Source organism: Kocuria sp. CPCC 204721, from assembly GCF_040980945.1.
Lineage (GTDB): Bacteria > Actinomycetota > Actinomycetes > Actinomycetales > Micrococcaceae > Kocuria > Kocuria marina.
On record NZ_JAVKPO010000004.1, the window covers coordinates 56,583 to 73,889 of the forward strand.

Below are 17,307 nucleotides of genomic sequence, written 5' to 3' on the forward strand. Positions count from 1 at the left end.
TGCGGTGCGCGCTGCACATGTCTGCCGCACCGTGGGCGGACACCGTCCGCGCACCGTGAACTGGTGCCATGACCCGAGCCCGCCCCGTCGTTCCGTACCGCTCCTCGACGGTGTCTCGCCCTGCGGTGTACGACGTCGCTCCGGGCCGTGGCACCGCCGGCGCACCCTGGCGCCGCCAGCCGGTTCTCGCGCGGTGGGACCGTCGGGCCGCGGTCGTCAGCGGGTGGTGCGCGCAGGCCCTGGACCTCCTGCTACCGGTGTCGTGCGCGGTGTGTGCGGCCCCGGGCACCACACTGTGCCGGGCGTGTCGGATCGTGCTGCGACGCGCCACGGCCCGGCCGCACCCGGTGACACCACCGGCGGCACTCGCCGCATCCGGTGTGCGGGTCGTCGTCGCGGGGGAGTACGAGCACGAACTCGCCTCGTGCGTGCTGTCCTTCAAGAACGGCGGCCGCACCGATCTCGCTCCGGTGCTCTCCGCGGTGCTCTCGGCAGCCCTGGCGACCGTGGCGCGCGAGCTCGGCGACGACAGGCCCACCCTGTACTGGGTGCCCGTGCCCACGAGCGCCCGCGCGCGGCGTCGTCGATGGTTCGATCCGGTCGCCACGCTGCTGCGGGGCGCGGCACTGCCCCCGCGGTCGCGGATCGCACCCGCCCTCACGCACCGAGCGGTGGCCGGGCGCGGTACCCAGAAGGGTCGCGGGAGGATCCAGCGTACCCGGGCGCTGCGCGGGAGCCTGCGCGCCCGGGACATGTCGGGACTCACGTGCGTGGTCGTGGACGACGTGCTCACCACGGGCGCCACGGCCGCCGAGGCCGTCCGTGCCCTGACCGCGGCCGGGGCCAGGGTACCCGCGATCGTGACCCTCGCGGGGGTGCGCGTACGGCGTTCACCGGGGGAGAACGCAGGATCATCGGACGTCGTCATCCATGAATTTCCCCGTTGTTTCCTCTAGCGTTGGATCACGGGAAGCATTGAAGGTGTCCCGTGTGGGAAAGCAGCACATCCCGCGTCATCCTCAAGATGTGGAGGGTCTCATGGAACTGAACATCCTAGGCCGCAACGTCACCCTGCCGGACCGATTCAAGGAATACGTCGAGGAGAAGAGCGAGCGCTTCCAGCAGCTCGGCGACAAGGTCCAATCCATCGAGGTCAAGGTCACCAAGGATCACGCCGCCTCCGGCCACCAGGGCATGCGGGTGGAGATCACCGTCGTGGGGCGCGGGCCCCTGGTGCGCGCCGAATCGCGCAACGACGACAAGTTCGCGGCGTTCGACGAGGCCTACGCCAAGCTCGTGGAGCGGTTGCGTCGAGCGCGTGACCGCCGCAAGGTCCACCGCGCCGGGCACCAGAGGCCCATCGCCGTGCACGAGGCCACGGGATCGCTGCCCGCGGACCCCTCGGGACCGACCCCCACGTACGCCAGCCAGGAAGAACTCGCGGCGGCCGAGGACGAGGCCTTCAGCACCGAGTACCCCCTGAGCGACGCCCCCACCCCCGTGGAGATCCGGCGCAAGCGTTTCCCCGCCCACGAGATCACCGTGGACGAGGCCGTGGACCGGATGGAGCTCGTGGGTCACGACTTCTTCCTGTTCGTGGACAAGGAGACCCAGGAACCCTCCGCCGTCTACCGCCGCAAGGGATGGGAGTACGGGGTCATCAGCCTCAGCAACGACGGACGCTCCGGGGAGGAGAAGGCGCGGGCCTACCAGCCCGACACCGCGAACTCCGCGGCCTCCTGAGCATCCGCAGCACCGCACCGAGGACGGGCCCGCGACCACGTCGCGGGCCCTTCCCGTGCCCGGCGAGCGGGTATCGGAAACCCGGTCGCTGCCCGTCCCGTGCGTGCCGAGCGGGCAGCGGGGGTCCGGCGGCTACCCGTCCGGGCGCCACCCGGTGCCCGGCGCGGTGGCACGCGGCCGGCGTCCAGCCTGACTCACGTACACTGTTCGGCGGTGCACCCACTGTCCTGCCGGTGCCCACCATTGATCTCGGAGGAGCGAACACACGTGGCGTCATTCCTGGAAAAGGTTCTTCGCACTGGGGACAAGCGGGTCCTGAAGCGGCTGAGGACTTACGCCGACGCCGTCAACAGCCTCGAGGACAGTTTCAAGGAACTCTCCGACGCCGAGCTGCGCGCCGAGACCGACTCGTTCCGGGAGCGCATCGAGGGCGGCGAATCCCTGGACCGGCTTCTTCCCGAGGCGTTCGCGGCCGTGCGGGAAGCGGCGTCCCGCACCCTGGGCCAGCGTCACTTCGACGTCCAGATCATGGGCGGTGCCGCCCTGCACCTGGGTTACATCGCGGAGATGAAGACCGGTGAGGGCAAGACCCTGGTGGCCACGGCGCCGGCCTACCTCAACGCGCTCGCGGGCAACGGCGTGCACGTGGTCACGGTCAACGACTACCTCGCCGAGTACCAGGCCAACCTCATGGGCCGTGTCTACCGCTTCCTGGGGTTGGAGACCGGGGTGATCCTGAGCGGTCAGGACCCTGCGACCCGGCGTGAGCAGTACGCCGCGGACATCACCTACGGCACGAACAACGAGTTCGGCTTCGATTACCTCCGGGACAACATGGCCTGGTCCAAGGAGGAGCTCGTCCAGCGCGGGCACAACTTCGCGATCGTGGACGAGGTGGACTCCATCCTCATCGACGAGGCGCGGACCCCGCTCATCATCTCCGGACCGGCCTCCGGGGAGGCCAACCGGTGGTACCGCGAGTTCGCGACCGTCGTGGAGAAGCTCAACGGGGAGACCGATTACGAGGTCGACGAGAAGAAGCGCACCGTGGGCGTGCTCGAACCGGGGATCGAGAAGGTCGAGGACTGGCTCGGCATCGACAACCTCTACGAGTCCCAGAACACCCCGCTGATTGGGTTCCTCAACAACGCGATCAAGGCCAAGGAACTGTTCCGCGCGAACAAGGACTACATCGTCGCGGGCGGCGAGGTGAAGATCGTGGACGAGCACACCGGCCGTGTGCTGTCCGGGCGGCGTTACAACGAGGGCGTCCACCAGGCCATCGAGGCCAAGGAGGGCGTGGAGATCAAGCCCGAGAACCAGACGATGGCCACCATCACCCTGCAGAACTACTTCCGTCTGTACGACAAGCTCTCGGGCATGACCGGTACGGCCCAGACCGAGGCGGCCGAGTTCATGAACACGTACGAGATCGGCGTCGTGGCCATCCCGCCGCACCGCGGCATCGCCCGCGAGGACAAGCGAGACGTGGTCTACAAGAACGAGGCCACCAAGTACGCCGCCGTGGTGCGGGACATCGAGGACCGCCACGAGAAGGGTCAGCCCGTCCTCGTGGGTACGGCGTCCGTGGAGAAGTCCGAGTACCTCTCGCGCTTGCTGGCCAAGCGCGGTGTGCGTCACGAGGTGCTCAACGCCAAGAACCACGCGCGTGAGGCCGCGATCGTGGCCCAGGCCGGCCGCAAGGGTGCGGTCACCGTGGCCACCAACATGGCCGGTCGAGGCACCGACATCATGCTGGGTGGCAACGCCGAGTTCAACGCCGTGGAGAAAATGGCCGAACTCGGCCTGGACCCCGAACGCGATGCCGAGACGTACGAGGCGCGGTGGCCCGACGTCCTTGCGGAATGCGAGGCCTCGACCAAGACGGAACACGAGGAGGTCCTCGAATCCGGGGGGCTCTACGTCCTGGGCACGGAGCGTCACGAGTCCCGCCGGATCGACAACCAGTTGCGCGGGCGGTCCGGTCGTCAGGGGGATCCGGGGGAATCTCGGTTCTACCTGTCCCTGTCGGACGACCTCATGCGCCTGTTCAACCCCGGTGCGGCGCAGCGCCTCATGGCGATCGCCCCGGACGACGTCCCCGTGACGGGTCGTTTGATCACCTCCGGTATCGCCAACGCGCAGAACCAGGTGGAGGGGCGCAACGCCGAGCAGCGCAAGAACGTGCTCAAGTACGACGACGTCCTGAACCGCCAGCGCGCCGTGATCTACCGGGATCGCAAGCGGATCCTCATGGGCGACGACATCGAAGATCAGATCCGGCAGTTCACGGACGAGGTCATCACATCGGTGATCACGGAGCACACCGGGACGGGTCACCCTGAGGACTGGGACCTGGACGCGCTGTGGACCGCGCTGCGGGCCATCTACCCCGTCTCCCTGACCCGCGATGAGGTCCTCGAGGAAGCGGGCGGCCGCCCGCGGTTGACCTCGGACTTCCTCCAGGAGCAGATCCTCTCGGACGCCGCGGTCACCTACAAGGAACGCGAGGACGAACTCGGTTCCGAGGCCATGCGCAATCTCGAGCGCCGGGTCCTGCTCTCGGTGATCGGTCAGCGCTGGCCCGAGCACCTCTACGAGATGGACTACCTCAAGGAGGGGATCGGGCTGCGCGCCATGGCCCAGCGCGATCCGCTCGTGGAGTACCAGCGCGAGGGCCACGCCATGTTCCAGGAGATGATGGCCGCCATCCGCGAGCAGACCGTGGTGACGCTGTTCAACCTGGAGGTCCGCAAGCAGCGCACCGGCGCGGACGGTGGTGCCGTGGAGCTCACGACGCCCCAGCGTCCCGCGTTCCTGCAGTACACCGCCCCGGACGAGGACGGCACGCCGAGCGCGGCCGTGGAGCCCGAGCCCCTGGTGTCCTCCGACGACGACGAGCCTGCGGCGGACACCGAGCCGGCGACGACGAACGGGGCCTCGGATGCCAACGGTGCCACCTCCGCTGGCGAGGGGGCCAACCGCGCCCAGCGTCGGGGGAAGTCCGCCAAGGCCGGCGGCAAGGCGAAGCGGGGCAAGCGGCGCTGAGGCCCGACTGGACTCGGCGAGGTCACCCGACCTCCAGATGGGTGACCCGCCACTGCCGCGCGATCCGCTCGATCCGTAACGCCACGGCGCGCGCCCGGGTGGATTCCTCCACCACGAGGGATGCCTCGTAGCACCCGGGGGCTGGGCTGCACACCCGGATCCGCCGGATCCGGGCGGCGCGGTGCACCTCGAACACGGCGGGCCGGTCCGGGCATTGTTCCTGCACGAGCTTGAGCATGGCCGCGCGCTGGGTGAAGCGTTCCACGACCTCAGGCTCCGTCCACCGGGACAGTTGGCTCGCCGGGCGGGTGCCCGCGAGGATCTCCACCGCGGCTTGCCCGATGCTGCGGGCGATCGCGCCGACCCGCTCCATCTCGTTCTTGCCCGTGAGGGCCGCCACCGTGCGGTCCTGGCGCCACGTGTAACCGCCCGCGGGAGTGCGGGGTGCTGATTCGGGGACGGCGATGCTCATGGTGTGCTCCTCGGTGACGAAGGGTGGGCCGGACGGCCCGGGGACGATGGAGAGAGGTTGTGACCCCGCCGCGAGGCGAGTTCCCGACGGTGTTCCGGGGCCCGCGTGGGTCGCGGGCGGGTCCTGAAGTGGCCGTGTTTGGAGTAATGGATCCCAGGGCGGACCCGCCTCGGGCAGACCTATCCGGTGCAGCGCTCCTCGTGCGGTGTGCCCGCCGCATCGAGCAGGTGGGGCGGAACGCGTAACTGGTCCCCGGGGCGGATCAGATCCCCCTGGTGCGCCACGGCGTTCAGCTCGAGCCACGCCGGGAGGTTGTGGCACACGGTGGCGTCCGTGGCCCCCGGCCCCAGCAATTGTTCGGTGAGGTCCCACAGAGTGTCCCCGGCCATCACGGTGAGGACGCCGTTGGAGACGCGCTGCCCAGCGGGCGGGTTGGCCGGCTCGAGCATCGAGGTCGGGGCCTCCGGGGCCCGTACAGGAGCGGCCGTGGATTCGGGGGTCGCTTCCGGGCCGCGCGTCTGCGCTCCGGGTGCGGTGTCGGGAACAGCTTCCTGAACGGATTCCGGCGCGGGGGCGGAGGGCTCCGCGAGCTGCTCGGTACCGGCGGTGGCCGGGGCCCAGAAGGGGTCGAGGGCGGCGTCGTCGGCGTGGGCGGGCGCCACGACCACGAGCTGCACGCCCACGAGGGCGACCGCGGTGCGCGCGACCAGGGTGGGCGTGAGGCGCGTGGCCCACCGCTCCAGGCTGTGCCAGCGCAGTCGCCGGGCCGCCCGGGCGAGGGCGAGCATCACCAGTCCACCGACCCACCACCCGGCCACGGCGAGGCACGCACCCGCCGCGACCACCGCGACCAACAGGTCGGGGTCTTGACCGGATCCTGTGGCGCGCAGAGTCTGCGCATATCCGAGGCCCAGAACCCCCAGCGCCCCGGCCAGCACGGGGACGCCGAGCCACGCGACGGCCAAGCGGGTGCCGGTGGGAGGTGCCGATCGATGGATCGCAGACATCTTTGCCTCCGAATAGTGCTGTTTGATGTCGTTTGACATTTTTAGATCATTCAGCGGTCTCACTCGGCTGTCAATCATCGTTGCAATTGCATTCATGTCGGCATGACATCCGACGCGGAGCCGGCCCCTGCACGCCGTAGCGTGACCTCAGGACCACGAGACCCAAGGACGGTGGCGGATGCGCTGGGACGACCTCTTCGAGGACATGGAGGCCCAACTCGAGCAGGCCAGGGTGCGGCTCGTGGAGCAGGAGGCCGTGGAGACCGCGCGGGCGGAGCTGTCACGGCTCACGCTGCTCGAGCGGCTCGCGGCACACCGCGGCGGTCCCGTGCGGTTGCGCCCAGCGCGCGGTGACACCCTGGAGGGAGAGCTCGCGGACGTGGGCTCCGGCTGGGTCGTGGTGCGCGAGCGGCACCTCCAGCACCTGGTCCCACTGCACAGCGTGGTGTGGTGGGAGGGACTACCGCGTCGCTTCGAAGTGCTCCCGGAACGTTCGACCATCCGCAGGCTCGGCATGGGCCACGTCCTGCGCGCCCTCAGCACCGCGCGCGTGCACGTGCGGGTCGTGCTGCAGGACGAATCCCGTCACGGGGAGATCGAGGGCACGGTGGACGCCGTGGGTCAGGACTTCTTCGACGTCGCGGTGCACCCGCAGGACCAGTTCCGCCGACGCAGCTCGGTCACCGCGGTGCGCACGGTGGGGTTCCATGCCGTGGCGCTGGTCTCGTCCCTCGATGCGGGGTGAGTCGCCCGGCGTCCCAAGGGTGTGTCAGTGCAGGGTGCCCTCACGCACCGCTTGCTCGGTGCGCTCGTAGCCCTGTTGGATGTACTCCTCCAGCTTGACCGTCTCTACGCGCCACTGCCCCCGGCCGCCCACCTGGATCGCGGGAAGCTCCCCCGAACGCACCATGGCACGCGCTTGCGGGACGGAGATCGAGAGGATCTCGGCGACGTCCGCGAGTGTGAGGAATCGCTGCTGGGACATTCCGGACCATCACTTTCTTAGGTGCCGTTGCATGCTGTTTCATCGGGGTTCGCTCGTCATTGTCCCACGTGAGGGGGTAGGTGGCGGGTTATCAACAGGTCCTGGGCGGAATGAACACGTGGCCACCTCCGTCCACAGGTCGTTCGTCACACTTCCCAGCGCGGTGTGCGACGCGGCACACTCGGGTGCAGCCGGCGGGGGCCGGCGCATCACGAAAGGATGTCAGCATGGGGAGCACCGCGGCGCTCGAGCGCTCGGGACGGTCCACGGCCGCACGATTCCGCAAACCGTCCTGGCGGGATCCGCGGCTGCTCGTGGGGCTGCTGCTGGTCCTGCTCTCCGTGCTGGGGGTGACCCTGCTGGTCGCCACGGCCAACCGTACCCAGCCGTACTACGTCGCGGCCAACGACCTCTCCGTGGGGCAACGGATCACGCGGGAGGACCTGGGCACGGTGGACGCACACCTGCAGGATTCCTCCGCGCAGTACGTCCCGGACGGGCAACTGCGGGAGAACGCGGTGGTGACCCAGCGCGTGGCGCGCGGGCAACTCGTGCCGGCTGCGGCGGTGGGCACCGCGGACGAGCTCGACCGCACACCCGTGGGGGTCGCCCTGACCACCCCCATGCCGGCCCAGGCGGAGGCGGGGTCCCACGTGGACGTATGGGTGGCCGAGCCCAAACCCACGGGGCGCGGGTACGGGGCGCCCGAGAAACTCGTCACGGGCGCGGAAATCGCGCGCGTGGACACCAAGGACACGGCGCTTGGCGGTAACGCCTCGGCCACGGTCTACGTGCTCGTCACGCAGGCCCAGGTGGGTCCGCTCGTGGACGCGCTCGGCAACGACGCCAAGGTGACCCTGGTGCTCAACACGGCGGGTTCCGGCTCGTGAGTATCTCAGTCGTGACGCTCGGGACGAGCACGTGGCCGCTCGTGGACCGGCTCGAACGGTTGCACGGGGACGTCACGGTGGTGCGGCGCTGTCTGGACCTCGCCGAACTGCTCGCGTGCGCCCACACCCGCATGGCCCACGTGGCGCTCGTCGCGGAGGGCGCCGAGGAGCTCACCGCGAGCCTGCTCGATCAACTCGAGACCGACGACCTGCGGGTCCTGGTGGTCGAGGGACACGACGAGTCCCGCGTGCAGCGTCTGGGTGTCGGCAGCGTGCCCCCGGACGCCACCGGGGAGGAACTCGCCCGGATCATCACCCGCGCGATGCTCGGTCCCGCGCGCTCGCCGTCGTCGGTGCGTGACGACGGCGCTGCGGCGCCCGGCGAACGCCCGGCACCCGGGCGCGGGGCGGCATCGAAGGGAGCGACGTCGAACGGCGCGGCGGCGACTGATGCGCCCTCGGACGGGCCGGCATCGCACGAAGACGCAGCCGGGCGAGCCTTGGACCGAGCAATCACGGATTCCGAAGCCTCCCCGGACAGCGCCCCCGGGGAAGGGCGCATCGGCCCCGACGGCGCCGGACTCGGCTCGGGATCCGCCGTATCCGCTGGGTCATCGGGCGATCCCGCGACGGCGCATGACCCCGACGAGTCGGACGCCCTCGACGATGCCGAAGCCTGCCGGTTGATCGCCGTGTGGGGACCGGCCGGAGCGCCCGGCCGCACGGTCACCTCGCTCAATCTCGCGGCGGAACTCGCCCTGCTCGGGCGGCGTGTGCTGCTCGTGGACGCGGACACCTATGCCGCCTCGGTCGCGGCGAGCCTCGGGATGCTGGACGAAGCCGCGGGGCTGGCGCAGGCCTGCCGGCTCGCCGACCAGGCGCGGCTGGACCGGGAGGGACTGCGACGCTGCGCGAGCACGGTGTCCGTCGCGGGCGCCTCGCTGGACGTGCTGACCGGGATCACCCGCTACGACCGCTGGCCCGAGATCCGGGGTTCTGCCCTGGACCTCGTGCTCGACCGCGCCCGGGAGGACTACGACGCCGTGGTCGTGGACACCGCCTCCGGCCTCGAGTCCGACGAGGAGATCAGCTCCGATTTCATGGCCCCGCGGCGCAACGCCGGGACGTTGACCGCGGTCGCGGCCGCGGACGTCGTGATCGCACTCGGGGCAGCGGATACCCTCGGCGTCCCGCGGCTCGTCAAGGCTCTGCCGGACCTGCTGGACGCGGCGCCGGACGCGCGCATCGTCGTCGTCATGAACAAACTGCGCGCCGCCGCCACCGGTCGCTCCGCGGCCGAGTCCGTGCGGGAGGCCTGGGAGCGTTTCTCGCCCGGGTACCCCGTGGCCCACACCCTCTCGTGGGACGCCAAGACGTGCGACGACGCCCTGCTCGCCGGCGCCGTACTCGCGGAGACCGCGCCGCGCAGCGCGCTACGCCACGAGATGAGTGCGCTCGCGGAGCTCGTGCGGCGGATGCGCGAGCCCGACGCACACGGAGGCGCGGCGGAACCCGTGGGCGCGGGAGCGGGTCCGGCGGGGACTAGGCTGGGGCGTCGGATGGGCGCGTGGTTGCGCCGCGGTTGAGCATTGGAAAGCGAGCGTTCCATGGCCTTCACGGATCCGTTGCGATCTGTCCCGGACTTCGACGCCGGGGACGCCGAGTGGCTGCACCTGCTCGTGGGGGACTGGCAGATGGTCGCGGACCTGGGCTTCGGGGACCTGCTGTTGTGCTTCCCCGCGGACGTGATCCCCGCCGCCGAGAGCCCCACGGGGGATCCGATTCCGGGCGAGGGCAGCGAGTTCCTCGTGCTGGCGCATGCCCGGCCCACCACGGGCCCCACCGCTTACCAGAAGGACATGGTGGGGGAGGTCGTGGGTGGCGAGGCCGCGTTCACACTGCGCAGGGCGTGGGTGGACCGGCGGATCGAACGGGCCGGTCCATCGGAATGGTCGAGCCTCGCGTCGCGGTCGGTCACCCTCGTGCCGCTCGTGCGCAACAACCGCACGATCGCCGTCGTCAGTCTCACCGCGGACCCCCAGCACGACCGCTTGCCGTCCCGCATGGAACTCGTATACCACGAGCTGGCCTCTGCCCTGCTGCGCATGGCGAACCAGGGGACGTGGCCGGATTTCGCGGTGCGCACCGATTCCCGCCGCGGCGCCCCGCGCGTGGGGGACGGCATCATGCGGCTCAACGCCGAGGGAACCGTGGAGTTCTGTTCCCCCAACGGTCTGTCCACGTTCCGGCGGCTGGGTCTGGCGGGGGACATCACGGGGCAGAACCTGTTGCACGTGGCACGTCAGTTGCCCCTGACCGCCCCTGGCGTGGACGAGACCCTGGCGCCCGTGCTCGCGGGGACCATGCCGTGGCGCGCAGAACTCGCCACCGGCAAGGCCTCGGCCACGCTGCGTGCGATCCCGCTGCGGGAGGGCCCGGAACGCACCGGGGCGCTGTTGCTGTGCCGGGACGTCACGGAACTGCGGCGCCGAGACCTGCAGCTCGTCTCCAAGGACGCGACGATCCGGGAGATCCACCACCGGGTCAAGAACAACCTGCAGACGGTCTCCGCCCTCCTGCGTCTGCAGTCCCGGCGTATGCATTCCGACGAGGGACGCAACGGCCTGCAGCAGGCCATGCGGCGCGTGAGTGCGATCGCGCGCGTGCACGAGTCCCTGTCCCACGAGATCTCGGAGGACGTGGACTTCGACGACCTCATCCGCCACCAGGTCAAACTCGCGGTGGAAACCGCCTCTGCGGGCCAGCACGTGCGCACCCGGGTCAGCGGCCGGTTCGGTCGGTTGCCGTCCAAGAGTGCGACGTCCGTGGCCCTCGTGGTCAACGAGATCGTGGCCAACGCCGTGGGGCACGGGCTCAAGGACCGGGACGGCACCGTGGAACTCGCGGTGACGCACCGGCAGGACGAGGTCACGGACGCGGGAGAGAGGTACCGCGTCGTCGAGATCGCGATCAACGACGACGGGCGCGGCATGGGGGACGCCGTGATCGAGGAATCCGGTGTGGACGCCTACCGCCCACCCGCGGAGGGCGAGGGACTCGGGATGCAGATCGTGCGCACGCTCGTGGCCGGTGAGCTGCAGGGCGGCATCCGGTGGCAACCCGCTGACGGGGGTGGGACGAGCGTGATCATCACCGCCCGGTTCCCGCGGGCGACGTCCGGGCGCTCCTGACACGCCCAGCCGGCCGCGGACGACGGCGGCCCGTGACCCGCTCGTGGGAGCAGGTCACGGGCCGCCGTGGGGAACGGACTCAGGAGGCGCGGCGGGCGCGGGCGGCGCGGCGCTTCAACGCACGCCGTTCGTCCTCGCTCATACCGCCCCACACACCGGCGTCCTGACCGGATTCGAGGGCCCACTGCAGGCACGTGTCCATGACCTCGCACGTGCGGCACACGGCCTTGGCTTCTTCGATCTGCAACAGGGCGGGGCCGGTGTTGCCCACCGGGAAGAACAGTTCGGGATCCTTTTCGAGGCAAGCTGCGCGACTACGCCAATCCATGACGGCACGGCTCCTTTCGGGTTCGTGGGTGCGGGCCCGTGCGCATCCCAAGCAATGCGGCAGCGAGCCGCATCGCGGATTTTCGGGGGGAATGACACACAGAAAAGGCCCGTGAATGTCGGGCCCTGGGGATTCTGCCCATTATTTTCCCACGTAAACACACAGTAAACAAGAGTGTGAGCGCTATATCACATCCCAAGGCGCCCCTCGCAACGATTGCCGCCGGATGTCCGTGCGCGAGGCCGGCCCCTGTACCGGCGACTGGGACCCACCGATGAGACGGACCCGTGGGACCGGTTGCTCGGGCCGCTGCCCGCGCGGCCGACGGCCGGCATCGGTGGCCGGGACCGAGTGTTAGGACCGGTCTCCCGAATGAGCCGTCGGCACCGACCGGTGGCATCGGCCGCCGGCATCAGCGGACGGGACAGGTTCCCGGCAGCCGTCACCGACCGCGGGCCGATGCGGTCACTACAGTGGGAGTGCTCCCGTTCCCGCCGAAAGGTTTTCCGCATGGCCGCCCCGGATCGTCGTACCGCCCCCGGAGCCGCGAGCTCCCGGCCCTGGACCGCATCCGTGATCACCGTGCTGGTGGCGTTGGAGGGTGCGGCATTGCTCGCGGTTGCCGTGGGCCTGGTCGTCTCCCTGTTCTCCGTGCATGTCCTACCCATGGCGGGGATCATCTTCGCGACCGTGGTGCTCGCCGCGGGTGCGTTGTGGCTCGGCGCGGCGGCCCGCGGGACCTGGCGAGGTTTACGCTGGCCGCGCGCCGCGGTCCTGGTGTCTCAAGCGTTCTTGTTGATCGTCGGACTGTCCTTCCTGCAGCTCACCATGGGCTTCTGGGGGATCGTGGTCGCGGCGATCGCGGTGGTCACCGTCCTGTGCTTGTTCGCACCGCGCACCGTCGCCTGGATGCATCGCACCCACGACGACGTCGCTCGCTGACCTCGCGGGACCTCCCGCGGAGCACGCCGGGACCTCAGGCACCGATGCTCGCGCGAGCCGGCAGTGATGGCGTCCACCGCAACGGCCCCCGGGTGACCGAACGGTTGCGGGGCGTGGCCCGCCGAACGGGGCCGAGCGTCGTCGTACCTCTCACCCTGTGACCGCCTGCGCGGGCGCGGGCAGCTGCACCGGTTCCGCGAGGCCGCGGTGCACCCAGACCGCGCGGCCGGGCGGCCCGCCCAGCGCAAGGCCCGTGAGGGACACGCCGAACACGTCACCGTCGAACACCCGCCGTGGACGCACCAGGAGCGTGTCCGCGTGCTGTCGCCACGCGAGTAGCGGGGGAAAGGTCCCCGCGAGCGCATCCGTGAGGCGCACGCCCACGATCATTCGTGCCCCGGGCTGGGCCGAGGCGGTGGCTGAGCTGTCCGCCGCCTGGTGGGACTCGACCGGGGAAGCATGCGCGGACCACGCGGTGGCCAGTGCCCGGAGGACATCGGAGGTGAGGTGGTCCGCGTCGTCGATCACGATCGTGGCCGACCGATCAGCTGACCTGGCGGCGTGCAGGAGCTCCTCGGCCTCGGCTGCGGTGCTGGGGGAGCCGGCGAATACGAGATGTCCAGGCCCGCCGTCTCCGGATGCGCGTGCAGCCAACCCGGAACGGGCGGCGTCGAGGAACGTGGATCGCCCCGACCGCGCCGGGCCGGCGACGATCAGGGTCGAACCGGGACCCCACGGGTGAACGGCGCATTGCCCGTCCCGCGTGACACCCAGCACCAAGCCGGCCACGGGCCGATCGGGGACATGCCACACGGTGGGCAAGGGGAAGGACGTGGGCCACGGGTTCGCCGTCTGGTGCGTCGGGCCGTCGGTGCGCCGTGCGTCCGGGGAATCCTGGGACGCGGCGGCGAGTGCACCCGCAGGTTCATCGGGCCGTGGCGGGACGAGCCGGGCATCCCGGAGGTCCGTGGGCACGGTGGGCCCGGGCGGGGCACTGTGGGCGACCGCGGGCGCATCGGGTCCGAGCCCCCCGGCGAGCTGGACGACCGCGAGGTGCCCCGAAGAATCTTCCGCGCCCCACGGCGTGCAGCGGGCGGCCATCGGGCCCGCGAGGGCGGCTCGCTCGGGATGCGGCGTGAACGGGGGCAGGCGGGGCCACTGCGCGAGGGCGTCGTTGCTCTGTCCTTGTGGGAAGTACAAGCGGTTGGAGCCGAGGTGGGACGCGCGTCCCGCAACCAGTGCGCGATCCCCCGCGACCACGCAGGACAACCCTCGGGACGCACCCGTGGCCATGAGGGACACCAGCTCGTCCTCCAGGTACGCCCACGTGCTCGCACGCAGGACCTGGCAACAGCGATCCCAGTCGTCGACGGCGAGGACGGCGCGTGACGGGGGGTCCCTGGGAACGGTGGACGCGTGCTCGAGACCCTCGTGGAGTTGTCGCACCAGGTGGGCCACGTCCCCGGGCTGGTCCGCACGGGCGCAGCCGCGGACGGCGGGGTGCAGGGGCCGACCGTCCGCCGTGGTGAGCCCCTCCACGGCCTGGCCCGAGGCGGTAAGGACGTACACCGCCACCCCCGTGTGTGCCTGGTCCGTGGCGGTCGGGATCCGGATGTGGGCGCAGCGCCGCAGCACGTCGCGCAGCCCCTTGCGCGTGGCCTCGGGGTGTCCGATCAGCAACAGTGGCCCGTCCTGCCACGGGTGCCACGAGACCCGCCCGCACCAGTGGGCCGCCGGATTCTCCCCGGCACCCAGATCCACCTCGTCACCGTCGGTGCGCACCGCGGGCACGTGGCGGGGCAGGGGCGGTGGGACAGCGGCGTCGGCGGGAACGCGAGACGATGCCATATCAGCGGAGGTGGGCGGCGGATACCCGTGCCAGGCGCGGGAGACGTCGCGCACCGCGGCGGTGACCCCGGCTTCCCGCTCCGAGGACGCGGTGAGGCGGACGCGCCCGGTTCCCGCAGCGGGCGGGCTCGGAAGGGGTCCGGGATCGAAATGAAGCACCAGGGGCTCGGGCCGCGGTGGGATCATGCGGGTCAGGACCGCCGCCTGCACCTCCACGGGCGGGCCGTCCCCGCGGTCCAGGAACCCGCGGCCCGGGATGCCCGGGGCGATGCGGGCCGCCGCGGCGGTTCCGAGTACGTCCATCGACTCCTGATCACTGCGCACCCGCAGACACAGTGCCTGGGTGATGTTGGCGCGCACGTCCGCGCTCAATGCACCCTGGGGACGCTGGGTCGCGAGCACGAGGTGCACACCGAGGGAACGGCCCACCGCGGCAATCACCGCGAGCTGTTGCCCCGCATCCGGGAAGGCATCCGTGAGCATCCTGGCCTCGTCCACCACGACCACGAGCTCCCGTAGGGGAAGTGCACCGCTCGCGGCGCACCGTAGCTGCGCCATATCACTGAGCCCGAGGGAGCACAGGACCCGCTCGCGGCGCTGCACCTCGGAGCGTAGGAAGGCCAGGGCGCGGCGGACCTCGTCGGGTCCCAGGTCCGTGAGCAGGGTCGTAACGTGCGGTAGCCCCGTCAGTGGGGCCAGGGCCGCCCCGCCCTTGAAGTCGATGAACACGAATTCCAGGCGCTCGGGTGGGAATGCGTGTGCGAGCCCCGTGACGAGGGTGCGCAGCACTTCCGACTTCCCGCATCCCGTGGTGCCCGCGACGAGCAGGTGCGGGTTCTCGTCGTCGAGCCGGACGACCTCCGGCCCCGCGGATGACACGCCGAACACCGCGGCCAGCGCTACGTTCGACGTCGCGGGTTGGGGACGAGCGGCGGACCCGCCACGGCACGTGCCGACGAGCGAGGTGGAGGTCGGACCGAGGTGCGCGGCCACCAGCTCGTGCGAGCCGACGCGGCGAGGCAGTGGCCCACCGTGAGCGCCTCCCGCGGCTCGTCGCCACGCGCGGATCGCCGCCTCTGCGGTGTCGAAGGTCACGGTGTCCGGCGTGAACGCGAGGTGCGTCCCGCGCCCGGTCTCCGCAAGCCCCGGAACGGCATGGACCACTCGGCTGCTGAGCCGCAGGCCGTCCGGTCCCGCGGTGACGACGGTGTCCCCGGGGGCACCCTCCGGGTCTGCCGTCACGATGATGCGAAGCGTCCCGGGCGTGGCCGGCGCGGTGGCGGCCCACGCCGGTGTCACGACCTCCAGCGCGACGTCCCGGTCCGGTGAAGAGGCCGTGGGATTCTCGCGGGGTGCTGCGAGCAGATCGTGGGCCACGGGCGGGCGCCACGTGATGCCCGGGGAGACGCGCAATGCGGCGAGCGCCGCGGGCCCCGTGAACAACTGCACGGCCAGGGCATGGAGAACACCCTCCGCGCGTTCCCGGTCGAGAACCAGGGTCAGGCTGCCGATCTCCGCCAGATCCAGTAACACGGGAGCGTGGGAATGGAATGCCGCGCGAGGCGCCGTCGCACGGTCACCGACGATGTGCGCGGACCGTGCCGCGTGACCCAGCCGGACCCACCGACGTGTCCGCTCAGCAGGGGCGCCGATCCGTCCGGGCGTTGTGGCGTCATGGGACAGTGCGGTGGCCGGGCGGGGTCCGCCGCCGTCACTCTGGGACGGGCTGCGCACCGCCCGGCCGCGCGCCACGATCTCCGCGGCCGACGGCGCCGCCTTCTCACAGCGGCGCAGGTCCCGTTGGAGTGCCGCGGCCAGGCGACGTCGATGATCGCGCCGAGCGCCGCGCTCGCCGAACCAACCCACCGCGGACGTGACCGCACCAAGGGCACTGAAGACCAGGAAGAACCACCAGTGGGTGACCACCGCGATACCGATCCCGGCCAGGAGGGGGAGCAGACCCGCGATCAGGGCGATCCGGGACTTCCCGACCGCGGGGGAGTCCACACGCAAGGGGTGGGCCGGATCCGCCTCTTGGGCGGTGAATCCTGCCGGGGGCACCGCCGGATCCGGCCAGGCCAGGTCCTCGGTGTGCGCCGGGGGGAACGAGACCCGCAGGGTGCACGCGCGACCGTCCGCCCGCACGCGGACCCGGTCGCCGTGCCGCAGTGCTGCGCCTCCCGGGAGCACCCGCAGGCCCACGTCATCCATGATCAGGGTCGGGTGGGCGGGGTCTTTCCGTAGCTGCGACGCGGGGAGTGATCGTGGCTCGTGGGGCGTGAGGGCGAGCTGATGCGTTCCGCGGGCCAGCGGGAGGCGCGTTCCCACCCCGACGCCCTCCACGGCCACGAGATACGCGGTCTCCTGTGAATCCGCGAGCGGCACGACCGGGGATGGGGGACCCGGCGTCGAGGCCCGATCGGGCCCGGCCGGCACGTCCGCGTCGTCGTGACTCCGTGCCTCCGGGGTCAGGACCACCGTGGCACCATCCGTCAGGGGCGGGGTGCCCACGCGCGCGGCCGCGAGATCGACGCCCGAGACCATGGCGGTGCACGGCGTCCCCAGGAGTCGGGCGAGTTCGGCGTGCAGGTCCGCCCCGCGCGCACCTGATGCGGCGGTGAGGTGCGCGGTGTGGACCACGCCGGAACCGGCCCACGTGATCCGGAGACTCAACTGCATGACAGCACTTCACCCGCTGGTGACCGCCCGCGGCGAGGACACGTGCCGCCGTGTGGATCCGCGCGGCGCGGGGGAGTACAAGGGCTCGCTCGTGCAGTGGGCTCACCGCGGGCCGATCTTCCCACCGAACGCCCATGCACGCGCCGTGGACGCGGTCCGGAGTGGGGCGTGAAT

14 protein-coding genes are annotated in these 17,307 nt (G+C 71.1%); 9 read left to right on the forward strand and 5 right to left on the reverse strand.

The window, feature by feature from the left end; translation table 11 throughout:
* Window positions 1-68: 68 nt before the first annotated feature.
* The 3 genes from RF637_RS05455 to secA all read left to right on the forward strand — a co-directional run bounded on the left by RF637_RS05455 (window position 69) and on the right by secA (window position 4,791).
* Window positions 69-956 (forward strand): ComF family protein, encoded by an 888-nt coding sequence (locus RF637_RS05455; RefSeq protein WP_368844342.1) that lies wholly within the window; start codon window positions 69-71, stop codon window positions 954-956.
* 82 nt (window positions 957-1,038) lie between these two features.
* Window positions 1,039-1,743 carry a ribosome-associated translation inhibitor RaiA gene (gene raiA / locus RF637_RS05460; RefSeq protein ID WP_035965286.1) on the forward strand — a complete coding sequence of 235 codons (705 nt, stop codon included), beginning with the start codon at window positions 1,039-1,041 and terminating at the stop codon, window positions 1,741-1,743.
* Window positions 1,744-2,010: 267 nt separating this feature from the next.
* Complete coding sequence (gene secA / locus RF637_RS05465) at window positions 2,011-4,791, forward strand: preprotein translocase subunit SecA (protein ID WP_368844343.1); 2,781 nt, start codon at window positions 2,011-2,013, stop codon at window positions 4,789-4,791.
* A gap of 22 nt (window positions 4,792-4,813) precedes the next feature.
* On the opposite strand, the gene RF637_RS05470 is transcribed toward secA, so the two are convergent.
* Window positions 4,814-5,263: an Rv3235 family protein gene (locus RF637_RS05470; RefSeq protein ID WP_144998001.1), complete on the reverse strand. Its 450-nt coding sequence runs from the start codon at window positions 5,261-5,263 to the stop codon at window positions 4,814-4,816.
* 179 nt (window positions 5,264-5,442) lie between these two features.
* Window positions 5,443-6,309, reverse strand: a complete 867-nt coding sequence (locus RF637_RS05475) for a LysM peptidoglycan-binding domain-containing protein (protein ID WP_368844344.1) — start codon at window positions 6,307-6,309, stop codon at window positions 5,443-5,445.
* A gap of 139 nt (window positions 6,310-6,448) precedes the next feature.
* Between RF637_RS05475 and RF637_RS05480 the strand changes: the two genes are divergently transcribed.
* Window positions 6,449-7,015, forward strand: a complete 567-nt coding sequence (locus RF637_RS05480) for a hypothetical protein (RefSeq protein ID WP_085107607.1) — start codon at window positions 6,449-6,451, stop codon at window positions 7,013-7,015.
* Between the two features lie 24 nt (window positions 7,016-7,039).
* Here the strand turns inward: RF637_RS05480 and RF637_RS05485 are convergent, their stop codons facing one another.
* Window positions 7,040-7,255 (reverse strand): helix-turn-helix domain-containing protein, encoded by a 216-nt coding sequence (locus tag RF637_RS05485; RefSeq protein WP_085107605.1) that lies wholly within the window; start codon window positions 7,253-7,255, stop codon window positions 7,040-7,042.
* 227 nt (window positions 7,256-7,482) lie between these two features.
* On the opposite strand from RF637_RS05485, the gene RF637_RS05490 reads away from it, so the two are divergent.
* From RF637_RS05490 to RF637_RS05500, 3 genes are read left to right on the forward strand one after another with little or no spacing between them, the layout of a single operon-like run.
* Window positions 7,483-8,145 (forward strand): SAF domain-containing protein, encoded by a 663-nt coding sequence (locus tag RF637_RS05490; protein ID WP_121544362.1) that lies wholly within the window; start codon window positions 7,483-7,485, stop codon window positions 8,143-8,145.
* Complete coding sequence (locus tag RF637_RS05495) at window positions 8,142-9,731, forward strand: AAA family ATPase (RefSeq protein ID WP_368844345.1); 1,590 nt, start codon at window positions 8,142-8,144, stop codon at window positions 9,729-9,731. The genes RF637_RS05490 and RF637_RS05495 overlap by 4 nt, the downstream gene beginning before the upstream one ends.
* 21 nt (window positions 9,732-9,752) lie before the next feature.
* Window positions 9,753-11,336: a sensor histidine kinase gene (locus RF637_RS05500; protein WP_368844346.1), complete on the forward strand. Its 1,584-nt coding sequence runs from the start codon at window positions 9,753-9,755 to the stop codon at window positions 11,334-11,336.
* Window positions 11,337-11,415: 79 nt separating this feature from the next.
* Here the strand turns inward: RF637_RS05500 and RF637_RS05505 are convergent, their stop codons facing one another.
* Window positions 11,416-11,664 (reverse strand): WhiB family transcriptional regulator, encoded by a 249-nt coding sequence (locus RF637_RS05505; RefSeq protein WP_019309413.1) that lies wholly within the window; start codon window positions 11,662-11,664, stop codon window positions 11,416-11,418.
* Between the two features lie 510 nt (window positions 11,665-12,174).
* Here RF637_RS05505 and RF637_RS05510 point away from each other — a divergent pair.
* The gene (locus tag RF637_RS05510; protein ID WP_085107598.1) at window positions 12,175-12,606 is read left to right on the forward strand and encodes a hypothetical protein; all 432 of its coding nucleotides are present in this window, start codon (window positions 12,175-12,177) and stop codon (window positions 12,604-12,606) included.
* Window positions 12,607-12,756: 150 nt separating this feature from the next.
* On the opposite strand, the gene RF637_RS05515 is transcribed toward RF637_RS05510, so the two are convergent.
* Window positions 12,757-17,133 carry an FtsK/SpoIIIE domain-containing protein gene (locus RF637_RS05515; protein ID WP_368844347.1) on the reverse strand — a complete coding sequence of 1,459 codons (4,377 nt, stop codon included), beginning with the start codon at window positions 17,131-17,133 and terminating at the stop codon, window positions 12,757-12,759.
* Between RF637_RS05515 and RF637_RS05520 the strand changes: the two genes are divergently transcribed.
* Entirely contained in the window at window positions 17,132-17,305 is a 174-nt protein-coding gene (locus RF637_RS05520; protein WP_368844348.1) for a hypothetical protein, read from the forward strand. The genes RF637_RS05515 and RF637_RS05520 overlap by 2 nt on opposite strands.
* Window positions 17,306-17,307: the final 2 nt, after the last annotated feature.